The 12,748-nt window shown below is 30.9% G+C and carries 14 protein-coding genes and 1 pseudogene; 5 read left to right on the forward strand and 10 right to left on the reverse strand.

The genetic code is table 11. The annotated features are described in order from the left end of the window. Positions 1-47 precede the first annotated feature (47 nt). From GKR88_05640 to GKR88_05655, 4 genes are all read left to right on the forward strand, one after another. On the forward strand, positions 48-1,301 hold the full coding sequence (locus GKR88_05640; protein ID QMU63822.1) for an IS3 family transposase: 1,254 nt from the start codon (positions 48-50) through the stop codon (positions 1,299-1,301). A 94-nt stretch (positions 1,302-1,395) separates the two neighbouring features. Continuing rightward, entirely contained in the window at positions 1,396-2,517 is a 1,122-nt protein-coding gene (locus tag GKR88_05645) for a hypothetical protein (protein QMU63823.1), read from the forward strand. 134 nt (positions 2,518-2,651) lie between these two features. Beyond that, entirely contained in the window at positions 2,652-3,485 is an 834-nt protein-coding gene (locus GKR88_05650) for a hypothetical protein (GenBank protein ID QMU63824.1), read from the forward strand. Positions 3,486-3,491: 6 nt separating this feature from the next. Continuing rightward, positions 3,492-4,802, forward strand: coding sequence for a hypothetical protein (locus tag GKR88_05655; protein ID QMU63825.1), 1,311 nt, complete (start codon positions 3,492-3,494; stop codon positions 4,800-4,802). Positions 4,803-4,849: 47 nt separating this feature from the next. Here the strand turns inward: GKR88_05655 and GKR88_05660 are convergent, their stop codons facing one another. From GKR88_05660 to GKR88_05695, 8 genes are all read right to left on the reverse strand, one after another. Then, positions 4,850-5,707, reverse strand: coding sequence for an IS3 family transposase (locus GKR88_05660; GenBank protein QMU63826.1), 858 nt, complete (start codon positions 5,705-5,707; stop codon positions 4,850-4,852). Next, entirely contained in the window at positions 5,707-6,078 is a 372-nt protein-coding gene (locus GKR88_05665) for a transposase (protein QMU63827.1), read from the reverse strand. The genes GKR88_05660 and GKR88_05665 overlap by 1 nt, the downstream gene beginning before the upstream one ends. A gap of 184 nt (positions 6,079-6,262) precedes the next feature. Further along, positions 6,263-6,652, reverse strand: a complete 390-nt coding sequence (locus tag GKR88_05670; GenBank protein ID QMU63828.1) for a hypothetical protein — start codon at positions 6,650-6,652, stop codon at positions 6,263-6,265. Between the two features lie 71 nt (positions 6,653-6,723). Further along, positions 6,724-7,221: a hypothetical protein gene (locus GKR88_05675; protein ID QMU63829.1), complete on the reverse strand. Its 498-nt coding sequence runs from the start codon at positions 7,219-7,221 to the stop codon at positions 6,724-6,726. Positions 7,222-7,530: 309 nt separating this feature from the next. After that, a complete protein-coding gene (locus tag GKR88_05680; protein QMU63830.1) occupies positions 7,531-8,742 on the reverse strand; it encodes a DUF3883 domain-containing protein in 1,212 nt (403 codons plus the stop codon). A 165-nt stretch (positions 8,743-8,907) separates the two neighbouring features. Then, positions 8,908-9,144: a DUF2442 domain-containing protein gene (locus GKR88_05685; GenBank protein QMU63831.1), complete on the reverse strand. Its 237-nt coding sequence runs from the start codon at positions 9,142-9,144 to the stop codon at positions 8,908-8,910. Continuing rightward, positions 9,122-9,361: a DUF4160 domain-containing protein gene (locus tag GKR88_05690; protein QMU63832.1), complete on the reverse strand. Its 240-nt coding sequence runs from the start codon at positions 9,359-9,361 to the stop codon at positions 9,122-9,124. The genes GKR88_05685 and GKR88_05690 overlap by 23 nt, the downstream gene beginning before the upstream one ends. 14 nt (positions 9,362-9,375) lie before the next feature. Then, the gene (locus GKR88_05695) at positions 9,376-9,756 is read right to left on the reverse strand and encodes a hypothetical protein (protein ID QMU63833.1); all 381 of its coding nucleotides are present in this window, start codon (positions 9,754-9,756) and stop codon (positions 9,376-9,378) included. A 214-nt stretch (positions 9,757-9,970) separates the two neighbouring features. Between GKR88_05695 and GKR88_05700 the strand changes: the two are divergent. Further along, a pseudogene (locus tag GKR88_05700) lies at positions 9,971-11,062 on the forward strand (IS4 family transposase). A 47-nt stretch (positions 11,063-11,109) separates the two neighbouring features. Here the strand turns inward: GKR88_05700 and GKR88_05705 are convergent. After that, on the reverse strand, positions 11,110-12,321 hold the full coding sequence (locus GKR88_05705; protein ID QMU63834.1) for a DUF3883 domain-containing protein: 1,212 nt from the start codon (positions 12,319-12,321) through the stop codon (positions 11,110-11,112). A gap of 161 nt (positions 12,322-12,482) precedes the next feature. Continuing rightward, positions 12,483-12,734 carry a DUF4177 domain-containing protein gene (locus tag GKR88_05710; GenBank protein ID QMU63835.1) on the reverse strand — a complete coding sequence of 84 codons (252 nt, stop codon included), beginning with the start codon at positions 12,732-12,734 and terminating at the stop codon, positions 12,483-12,485. Between the last annotated feature and the right edge of the window lie 14 nt (positions 12,735-12,748).

Genomic DNA, 12,748 nt, shown 5'->3' on the forward strand with positions numbered 1-12,748 from the left:
CATACCATAGATGTACCGTTATCACAAACTTTGACCCGTCCTGAAATATGTATACAAAAAACAACAAGTATATGTATAAAAATGATGGATATGTAAGACGTTATAGTGAGAGTTTTAAACTCAAAGTATTAGCAGAACTTACCAAAGGAAACCATTCCAAAAGACAAATTGCCTTAACTTACGGCATACAATCTAGTACGATAAACGTATGGATTAAAAAATATGACCGTAAAGATTTAATGAACACCCGTGTAACCGTGCAAACAGACGACGAATTATCCCGTATTAAAGCCCTTCAAAAAGAGCTAAAACAACTCAAAGATCTTCTTATTAAAAAGGATCTAGATAAACTTGTGAATGATAGTTATCTTGAAGTAGCTGCTGAAAATCTTGGCTATAAAAATGTTGAAGAATTAAAAAAAAAACTTAAACATAAAGCCTTAATGAAAATAGCACCGATTAATAGAAAAAAAAGAAGGTACGCCATCGCTACTATTTGTAATGCTTTCGAGTTAAAAAGAGATGCTTATTACAAATATCAAAAAAGGTTTGTTCTTAAAAAACAAATAGAACAAAATGTAATAATGCTTGTTAAAAAAAGCAGGAAAACATTACCCAGAGAAGGTACTAGAAAGCTAATGAAATCCTTACATAATGATTTTAGGAAACAGAATATAAATATAGGTAGAGACCAGTTATTTAGAATCTTAAAAGAAAATAATTTGTTAATTAGAAGGAAAAAATATTCTTCTAAAACAACCAACTCTTACCATCGTTTTTATAAATATAAAAATATCATAAAAGACCTGATCATTAATAGACCTAACCAAGTTTGGGCTTCGGATATTACCTATATAAGAACTATAAATGGATTTTGTTATTTAGCACTTATTACTGATATGTATTCAAGAAAAATAGTAGGCTATGATATTAGTGATAGTTTAGAACTTAAAGGCTGTGTTAGAGCTTTAAATAAAGCTATTTATCAAACTAAAAATACCGAAGAAATCATACATCATTCTGATAGAGGAATACAATATTGTAGCAATGTTTATACTCAAATTTTGAAAAGAAAAAAGATACAAATCAGTATGACCCAAGAAAATCATTGCTACGAAAACGCAATGGCCGAAAGAGTTAACGGAATTTTAAAAGATGAATTCTTCCTCGACCAAACATTTACAAATATCAATCACGCCAAAAAAGCAACAAAAAATGCAATCAAATTATATAATAATAAAAGATTACATTTATCTTTAGATTATAAAACACCTAATTACGTGCACAAAAATGTAGCATAAATTTTAATAATTAACTGTAGCCCTATTTTAGGACGAGACAGGTAAAGACCGAAAAAAATGACAGAAATATTAACTTTGAACAAAATATATAGATATGAGTAAGACGAAAATACCGCCAATAGTGAAAATTAGTGCCTACCTTTTGAGTTTAGGCACGTTTATAGTAGGTTTTTGGCACGCCCATTTGGGGTTAAAAAATCAACACTTTTTTGGCTCTGAAAATGGAAGCCTTGTGATAGCTGCAATTATATTGATTCTTATATTAATATCATACTACTTTGCGGTTAGCGGCAGAAAAGTTGCACTATTCTTCTATCTCATTTGTGCTTTCGCATTAATTGTATTTAATCTGAATTATTTCTACCCGTATGATTTTAAAGAAGATTTGGTTAAGGAAGAAGCTGGTATTTTAAAAGATACACTTATATCATATTCTACAAGAGCCCAAGCAATTATCGGTGTCGAGTCAGATGTGGTAGATGACTATATTGACTTGAAAGACTTGGAGAAGCAACTTATTAGCGAAGTGAGAGACCAAAATGGATTTAAAGCCAATGCAAGAGCCGTACTTAGTAAATTCAATGACATTTTAGCAAATTATAAAATCAATGCAATCAATCCCTCATTGGCGGGTGTAAATGAACCAACTGAACAGGCTCGTATTCTGCAAGGTTACATTACAAGTTCAATCGAGAGTTTTATAGCAAAAAACTTAGTCAACAGTGAGATAAATTTAGATGTTGCTGAAAGACTTTTCAAAGCAAAAGAGGATTTGAAATCACTAGAGATAAAATATATTCCAGAACTAGAGTTCATTCAGCGAGACACAACTAAAATAGACATAAGTAACGATAAAAAGAACATAGAAAACAATCCCAAGAATATTGCAAAAATTGCAAAAATTGTGTCTGAAGTTAATAGTACTACAAAACCAATTAATGATATAAATACGGGTAGTGCTGATTTCCCAAAACTTGAAGCCACAATAACCGAACTCGGAAGTGTGGGCCATACTTTACCTTCAATAGTTCAACACATAAAAAATGGAACTAAAGAGCAAAAAGTAGGAACGTGGAAGAACATTCTACTTGTTATATTTTTAGACTTAATTGTTCCCTTAGCCATCTACGTTTTAATAAGAAGGAAAGAAGATGAAGACGATGATGAAAATTTCTTTAATAGCCTATTCGGGAAAAATAAAAATTTCAATAAGTAAACCAAATAAATAGAAAGTAATGAGCGATTATATATCAACAGAAAATCAAGAGAGCCAATCGAATAATCCAGAACCAGAAAAATCTTCAAGGATTCCACTAGCGGATTTAAGTCAAAAAAACATAATGGAAATTTTTGACAACCTTAATCAAGAAGGTCGTCATATTGTTGTTCCCATTGGTTTTCCAAAAGCAGGAAAGTCTTTGTTCTTGTCGTCACTTTTGTATTATAGCCAAAGATATACTGAAAAAAAAATGGTCAGCACTTGATTTAAACGAGTATCCTTACGACAAAGGTAACGTGTCTAGAGATACTATGGTTAAGTACTTTGACGACAAGGAAGCATATCCTTCTACTGAAAAAGGAACCCTAGATTTAATAGGAATGGATATGGAACCGAACAAAAAGGGACTTCCGGTGCTTAAATTGGCTTTTGTTGATTTAGCTGGTGAAGATTTGGAGGAAATCAAGACTGACAATAAAGGTAAATTTAATCCTAAAATTGAAGGAATACTAAAAGCCTGTGAATTAGGTAAGCCTGTATTTTGTCTCATAACTCCTTATAAGCCTGTAAAAGGAGATAAAGACGAAGACACTTTGCATCAGAATTTTATAAACTATATAAAGGTTAATATGCCAAATCTTTATAGCGTATCTAAATTTATCGTTATAGTATCTCAATGGGATAAAATTCCAGTTAACGAAAATGTGGTAGTTGAAAATTACATTAAGCAATTTAGGCCATCACTAGACAATGCTATAAAAAGTAGAAACGCAAAAATAGTATATGGAGAATTTTCTGTAGGAAAGTTAGTCGACACATTTGATGATGACAATAACCCAGTGGTATATATACAAAGGCTAGACTTCCAATACCCACATAATTTCTGGAACAATTTATATAAACTTGCCACAGGTAAATCTGAAGGTGGTGGTTTATTTGCATTTTTTAAAAGACTATTTGGATAAATTATTATGGAAGATACTAGTATTATTTTCTTCGGAAAGCCAGATGGTTTTGAATCCTTCGGATTTAAGCCTCAAGGTGTAAAAAGCAAAGTAGACCATTTTGAGCCAAGTCTGAAACTGGAATCAAAGCATCAAGATGTATTTCACACGTTTACAAAAAATGGTTACTCATATTTAGAACTATACAGCTTCGCCAAAGCATATAATGCAGGACGTGACGGCATTGTGATTGGTGTAGCTATTAAGTCAAATAAAGAAATAGCTGTTAATGATAATAATTTTAAGATATTAAATGGACTCTTAAGTCATTTTAAAAAACAGGCATTAAGTGGGAAAATGTTCAACTCTACGAAAATATCGGATATGGTTAGTTCATTTAGTTTAGATGACAAAATATTTAGTGATTTTGAATTTACAGCCGATTACTCTAATGAACACGGAACATTACCTCTATTTCTTGAAGATTATGAATCTAAAATAAATCAGATTTCTGAATGTCGTAAAAGTTATTCAAATGTATATGTGTCAAATGAAAAGAATATTTTCAATACCAAATTAAATAATCGATTTTTGCACAAATTTGGCAATAAATTCTACACTATATCAAATTCGCAGTTAATTGAGTATAAAGAACCAGTTAGGACAAAACCTACACATACAACTAAAACTAGTACGGATAATGTTACCGACAAACTAAAAAGTGATATTCTAAGAGAAAAAAGCAAATACGTTGATTTAGAGAGTAAGTTAATCGCTTTTAGGAAATCTAGCGGCAAAAAAATCAAAGCACTTGCGATTACATCGGCAGTTTTATTGCTATCACTTGGGGCTTTTTTTTTTAAGGACTTCTACTTGGATGACAAAAAGAATACTCAACCTCCAAGTATCGTTACAAGTCAAGATTCAGGCGTGGATAATGGAAATCAAAACAAACCCTCGCAGCAGGAAAACACTATTAATATTGATAATATTCTGGACAATCTTGACAATCGCTCTCTCCTTAGTGCTATACTTGTTAATATCGACCAATTTGAAAAGAACAAAGGGGTGAATCACTATAATGCTATAGTACGCGATTGTGAAAAACTGAATATTGACCATTCGTATTTCAAGAAACCTCAAAGCCCAACTATTAAACAGAAAACAGTGGAAGTTACTAGTGGAATGGGGATAAACACATTGCTTAATAAGTTCGACAATAAGTATACTAAAGATGAAATAATCGAGTGCAACAAAGATGCATTTGTGAGACCATCTGACGGAGATCCTTACCTGAAAGAAGCTGGAATGAAAATTATAATGCCTTGTACAGAATGATAAAAAGTGTCTCGTCCTAAAATAGGGCTACAGTTAATTATTAAAATTTATGCTACATTTTTGTGCACGTAATTAGGTGTTTTATAATCTAAAGATAAATGTAATCTTTTATTATTATATAATTTGATTGCATTTTTTGTTGCTTTTTTGGCGTGATTGATATTTGTAAATGTTTGGTCGAGGAAGAATTCATCTTTTAAAATTCCGTTAACTCTTTCGGCCATTGCGTTTTCGTAGCAATGATTTTCTTGGGTCATACTGATTTGTATCTTTTTTCTTTTCAAAATTTGAGTATAAACATTGCTACAATATTGTATTCCTCTATCAGAATGATGTATGATTTCTTCGGTATTTTTAGTTTGATAAATAGCTTTATTTAAAGCTCTAACACAGCCTTTAAGTTCTAAACTATCACTAATATCATAGCCTACTATTTTTCTTGAATACATATCAGTAATAAGTGCTAAATAACAAAATCCATTTATAGTTCTTATATAGGTAATATCCGAAGCCCAAACTTGGTTAGGTCTATTAATGATCAGGTCTTTTATGATATTTTTATATTTATAAAAACGATGGTAAGAGTTGGTTGTTTTAGAAGAATATTTTTTCCTTCTAATTAACAAATTATTTTCTTTTAAGATTCTAAATAACTGGTCTCTACCTATATTTATATTCTGTTTCCTAAAATCATTATGTAAGGATTTCATTAGCTTTCTAGTACCTTCTCTGGGTAATGTTTTCCTGCTTTTTTTAACAAGCATTATTACATTTTGTTCTATTTGTTTTTTAAGAACAAACCTTTTTTGATATTTGTAATAAGCATCTCTTTTTAACTCGAAAGCATTACAAATAGTAGCGATGGCGTACCTTCTTTTTTTTCTATTAATCGGTGCTATTTTCATTAAGGCTTTATGTTTAAGTTTTTTTTTAATTCTTCAACATTTTTATAGCCAAGATTTTCAGCAGCTACTTCAAGATAACTATCATTCACAAGTTTATCTAGATCCTTTTTAATAAGAAGATCTTTGAGTTGTTTTAGCTCTTTTTGAAGGGCTTTAATACGGGATAATTCGTCGTCTGTTTGCACGGTTACACGGGTGTTCATTAAATCTTTACGGTCATATTTTTTAATCCATACGTTTATCGTACTAGATTGTATGCCGTAAGTTAAGGCAATTTGTCTTTTGGAATGGTTTCCTTTGGTAAGTTCTGCTAATACTTTGAGTTTAAAACTCTCACTATAACGTCTTACATATCCATCATTTTTATACATATACTTGTTGTTTTTTGTATACATATTTCAGGACGGGTCAGTATTATGCCCAACGTTAATGTATATGGTTTGTTGCGTGTATAAATGTACTAAATTTTCGACAAAGCAATAACTTTATAAAAAATCACTTAACTTTGATTAAGCGATTTATAGCAATAAACTATATACCGTGTTGGTAGCCGTTTTATTTAATGTTTTCTGTCTTTATATTTAAAAAATAATCTTGAGGTAATTTATTCATAACTATCCAAAAAATCAAAGTAATTGGTAAAATCAAATAACTTAAAGTTTTAATTATAGATCTTTTAATGAGTTTTTTTTCACTAGCGTTAACTTTAATTCTAAATAAAAATTTTCCCAATGTTATTCCTTTGTTTAATAAATCAGAAAGAATAAAATATATAAGATAGAACAATATTATCGGCGTAACTTTTACTTTCCAGATATTATTAAACATTTCAAAATCATAAGTATTGTATTCTAAATTAAAAAGAGAGTTTAGTAGAGAGAAAATGAAAACAACAATAAGATTGTCTACAAAAAAAGCTAAAATTCGTTTCGTCATTATATTCATTGTAATTGTTTTTAAATAATTCTAATTTTAGACTATCTCAATTAATTGAGATAGTCTAAAATAGGAATAAATTATGATTTAATAAGTTTTGTATTTACATAGAATTTATTATCCTTCTTTATAACTTTATAAGAACCAGATTTAATAGAAAAATCATTTTCAAATATTTTTTCTTTACTAGATTCTTTAATTTTCAATTCCGTTATTTCATCTCCATATTTTGACATTAAATCCGAAATATCAATAAACCCGTCAAGTAAGCTAGCCTGTTGATTACTACTACTTTCAGTCCAACAACCTGGGTTTTGGCACATTACTCCTCTACAACCACAACAGACAGTAACCTCTGTTGATATTTCGACAACAACTAGAACAAGTGTTACAGTAAACGTTCTACAACTTTTCACTAAATCACTTTCATTATTCTCATATGCAATCGATGTATCACAAAAACAATTTTCAACAAAACCATTCTGTTCATAATTTCCTTCAGAGTTTTCAAATTCTGTATTAGCAAATGTAAATGAGCTAACTAACATTAATGTAAAAATAAAAAATACTTTTTTCATCGTTTAGATATTTTAAGTATTAACCAATTTTAATATTGGCTTGGGAACTGTTCCCGATGATAACCTTTTATTTCCACATTTTGTTTACTACTCTCGGTTCAATTTCTCTTAAGCGAGTGACTTTTGTCATTTCAAGTTATGACTTTTCTTTTTTTGAACCGTTGATTTTTAACGTAATGTTTCTGTCAAATGGATACCAACGGTTAGTATAAGAATAGTAGGCGATTACGGAACTCGAATTTTTCAATTTATTACTAAATTTTATGCGGGCTACAATGTTTATGTTTATTCCTATTTCGGCTATTATTTTTATACATTGTTACCCACAGGCTTTTTCATCGTTACTTTGTATGTCAATGGTACTTCACACAAATTTGATAATTCGCCATTTAGGATTAATAATTTCCCGTTTTCATTTTCATCATCAAATTTATATAGTCTATAAAGATAATAATTTTCTCTTTCCACTAAACTTCTCTCTAATTCGTTTCTCGTAACGTAGAAAGTTGAATTTACTGCTCCTTTTGTGGTTTTAACTTCGATATAAAGTTTATCGCCATTTTCATTGAATGATAAAATATCAAAACCAGCCCCATCGCCAAAGTTTTTTGCTGTGTGTTCAACTTTATCTGCCAAATCTGGTCGATTTGCTTTTTTGAGTTTTTCTTTTTCGTAATTCACAACCCAAATTTCTCCTAAATCACCAATTCGTTTATTCTCAATATTATTTTGGATGTGGTTTACTGCTCTTGGCGTGAAATCAACATCAGTTTCAGCAACTTGGATTGAAGATGTTAAGGATTGACTTAATTCAAATGTTGTTTGTGTTGTAGTCTTATTCTCGGTTTGCTCAATGTTCAAATGTTGAACGACTGCATAAACGAAATCTTGGGTTAGAATTTTAAGGTTTTTGTCATAATAGCAATCATCGTCAATTCTTTCTTTATGCAATTTTATTAACTCTTGGTCATTTTCGAGTTGATGCTTTATAAGCTCGCAAAGGTTTTGAAATTGAACTACATTTTGGTATCGTCCTTTTATTGGTGTGTAGTGATAATTTATAGTTTCCGAAAACCCCTTGAACATTCCAAATTTGTAAAAGAAGTATCTTTCTGGGTATTTTAAAGTTAAATAGACAACGACTGCTCTTTGTCCTTGATAGTCACTTTTACCTTGAAAATTGTTTTCGTTCAGTTCTTTAAAATTCGTTCTGAAAGTTTTAATTCTTTCGGTCAAATCTAAATCCTCATTGTAAAGATTTTTGAAAAGTGAACGAACTTCTTCGGGCGATTGTTGAGCATTTTCGCAAACCATTCGGTAAGGGAAAGTGTTGAAACTATCCAAAAGGTTTGCAGTTTTGCTCAAAGAAATTTCGAGCATATTTGCAAAATCAGTAGCATTTATATTCCAATTATTTTGAAATTGTTTGACCGCTTTCCATTTGTAAAGCTCGTGTCCATTTATTCGTTCGAAATCTTTTTTATATTCCTCAATGTAGGACTTTACTATTTGTTTGTTCAAATCTCGATGTTGGTTTTAGCTTGTGGGTAACGGTCTTGTATATGAAAAGTAGCGAATTTTAGTCACTAACTTTTCGGATTATTACAGAACTTTAATTTTTTTCATTATACTTTCGATTAAGCGATTAAACCGCTATTTTTTATAGCCGATGTTAGCAAAAGTTATCTAATCAAGTAATCTTTCTACTGAAATATCTTCATCAAGTTCCTCCCAATGAATACCTTCACCATTTCCTATAAATCGCCACTTTTTTAATTGTTCAATAGTAGCATTACGAAGTTTTGGAAACCACTCCAAAGGAACTGATAGTTCTCTCCCATCTTCTAAAAAAACATTCATCTTGTTTTTTGAAAAAACAAGATCAGTAGCTAATTTTGATTTATTTATTGTTAAAATACTCATTCCATTTTTTTATTAAAAGTTTTTTATTCTCAGTTACTAACTTACGAATTTCTGATATTTCAGAGGCTTTAAATCTTCTCGAATATACAAGCTTCAAAATAGGTTCGAGATTAAATTTAGAAGTTTTATTGTCTTTCTCTACATGAATATGAATTGGTAAATGTTCATTTGTGTAAAAGAAAAATCTGTATCCTTTAATTCGTAGAATAGTTGGCATAATACAAAAGTAAGCTAATTTTTAGAACCACTCCAAATTCCACTTATATTTTCACTTGTGTTTTGCCAAGTTCCATTTGTAGTATTCTCATTCATCGTACCTACAAATGTAGCTCCACTAGTTACGGTTCCTAACGTTACATTTAGATTTCCGTTTTCTTGAACATTTCCATTAACATCATAGACATCGTTAGAGTCAGTCGAAGTAGCAGTTCCAGTAATAATTCCTTCTTCATTTACATTCATACTCCAATTCCCATTATCCTCGCTTCCAGTATAAGTGCCATTCCAGTTTCCTTGAAATTCGGATATTTGAGTTTCGTTATCATTGTTATTTGAACAAGATGTTGATATGAATCCAATCACTAAAGTTAAGATTAAAGTTATTTTTCTCATAAGGTTTGTTTTTAATTTTTGCTAACGGTTAGTATAAGAATAGTAGCCGATTACGGAACTCGAATTTTTCAATTTATTACTAAATTTTATGCGGGCTACTTTAGTACATGACAAAAAATATAATTAATTGATTATCAGTAAATTAAATGTTAAATAATTAAAATAAAGCATTGATTTTCAGTATATTAGAAGAATAACATCACTCATTTTTCTAATGAAAAAAACCAATGCTTCCACTAAAAGTAGTGAATTAAATTCAGTTTTAAGTTCTCATTTCCAAGGTAAGATCAATTTGGCAAGAATCAAACTCATATCACATTTCATTATCGCCCTCTGTAAGGTACAGACAGTTACCTTTGAAAAGGTAGCCAACGCTTTTGAGACCTCAGTAGATTCGAAGTCATCACTCAGACGTATTCAAAGATTTATTGCTGATTATTCGTTGGATGGAGATTTGATCGCTCGTCTTATATTTAGTCTCCTTCCTAAGCAAGAGGGATTGATCTTGAGTATTGATAGGACCAATTGGAAGTTTGGTCAGACCAACATCAACATTTTTAAGTTGGGAGTTGTCTATAAAGGTGTTGCCTTCCCATTGTTATTTACTATGTTAGATAAGCCAGGGAACTCTAACAGTCAGGAGCGTATTGATCTTGTGAATCGTTTCATAAGACTTTTTGGCAAAGATGTTATTAAATCCATTGTAGCCGATAGAGAGTTTGTAGGTAATCATTGGTTGGATTTCTTGAATACAAATGGAATCAAATATTATATCCGCATTCGAAACAACTTTAAGGTAGAGCTTCCTGATAAGAACAAAACCATCAAAGTATTTCACTTGTTTAATCCACATAAGATCAATGAGTTTGTGTATTATCCTAAAATTGTACGTGTTAATGGTCAGCTTTGTTTCCTTTCCGGATGCAAGTTGTACCCAAAAAATGGAAAGCCTGATTTCTTAATCATTGTATCGTTCAACGCTCCTGATAAGGCCTTTGAACAATACAAAGAACGATGGCAGATAGAGATGTGTTTTAAAGCAATGAAAGCCAGTGGCTTTGATATTGAAAACACACACCTGCAAGATATTAAGCGTATTGAAAAATTAGTACTGCTTGTAATGATGGCTTTCGTATGGTGTTACAAAGTTGGTATATATTTACATCAGATTAAGCCTATCAAAATAAAAAAGCATGGAAGAATGGCTAAAAGCATATTCAAATATGGATTAGATTATATCGCTTCTGTGCTATTAAACCCTGTAAATCAAAACAATATGAACTTGACTAAATTTTTGTCATGTACTTATGCGGGCTACAATGTTTATGTTTATTCCTATTTCGGCTATTATTTTTATACATTGTTACCCACAGGCTTTTTCATCGTTACTTTGTATGTCAATGGTACTTCACACAAATTTGATAATTCGCCATTTAGGATTAATAATTTCCCGTTTTCATTTTCATCATCAAATTTATATAGTCTATAAAGATAATAATTTTCTCTTTCCACTAAACTTCTCTCTAATTCGTTTCTCGTAACGTAGAAAGTTGAATTTACTGCTCCTTTTGTGGTTTTAACTTCGATATAAAGTTTATCGCCATTTTCATTGAATGATAAAATATCAAAACCAGCCCCATCGCCAAAGTTTTTTGCTGTGTGTTCAACTTTATCTGCCAAATCTGGTCGATTTGCTTTTTTGAGTTTTTCTTTTTCGTAATTCACAACCCAAATTTCTCCTAAATCACCAATTCGTTTATTCTCAATATTATTTTGGATGTGGTTTACTGCTCTTGGCGTGAAATCAACATCAGTTTCAGCAACTTGGATTGAAGATGTTAAGGATTGACTTAATTCAAATGTTGTTTGTGTTGTAGTCTTATTCTCGGTTTGCTCAATGTTCAAATGTTGAACGACTGCATAAACGAAATCTTGGGTTAGAATTTTAAGGTTTTTGTCATAATAGCAATCATCGTCAATTCTTTCTTTATGCAATTTTATTAACTCTTGGTCATTTTCGAGTTGATGCTTTATAAGCTCGCAAAGGTTTTGAAATTGAACTACATTTTGGTATCGTCCTTTTATTGGTGTGTAGTGATAATTTATAGTTTCCGAAAACCCCTTGAACATTCCAAATTTGTAAAAGAAGTATCTTTCTGGGTATTTTAAAGTTAAATAGACAACGACTGCTCTTTGTCCTTGATAGTCACTTTTACCTTGAAAATTGTTTTCGTTCAGTTCTTTAAAATTCGTTCTGAAAGTTTTAATTCTTTCGGTCAAATCTAAATCCTCATTGTAAAGATTTTTGAAAAGTGAACGAACTTCTTCGGGCGATTGTTGAGCATTTTCGCAAACCATTCGGTAAGGGAAAGTGTTGAAACTATCCAAAAGGTTTGCAGTTTTGCTCAAAGAAATTTCGAGCATATTTGCAAAATCAGTAGCATTTATATTCCAATTATTTTGAAATTGTTTGACCGCTTTCCATTTGTAAAGCTCGTGTCCATTTATTCGTTCGAAATCTTTTTTATATTCCTCAATGTAGGACTTTACTATTTGTTTGTTCAAATCTCGATGTTGGTTTTAGCTTGTGGGTAACGGTTTGAATATACGTAGTAGCGGATTTCAAGATACTAATCTTTAAATTAAGCACTTAAATTTGTCCAAAGAAATAAACTTTGGATTTAGCACCAATACCGCTATTACGTATATTTTTTGTTATGTGCTTTTTATTTTTCTTTTCTAAACACAAGCATTTTAAAAGTTATAACCTCTGCTTTTCCTCCAAGCAATCCAGACAAACATCCAGGTTGTTGAGAAGAGGAAACTGTGTCAATATTTGACAACTCCCAACCTCCTTCAGCTGCACTATTTATTATTCTTTCATAAGTTGCTACAGCTTGACCGTGTAAATCTTTTCCTTTTTTTCCTGTGTCGATAACAGAAGGTACTGGAACACATTTGTACTCGTAATTTTTCATATTTATATAGTTTA

The sequence above is a fragment of the Flavobacteriaceae bacterium genome (genome assembly GCA_014075215.1).
Lineage (GTDB): Bacteria > Bacteroidota > Bacteroidia > Flavobacteriales > Flavobacteriaceae > Polaribacter.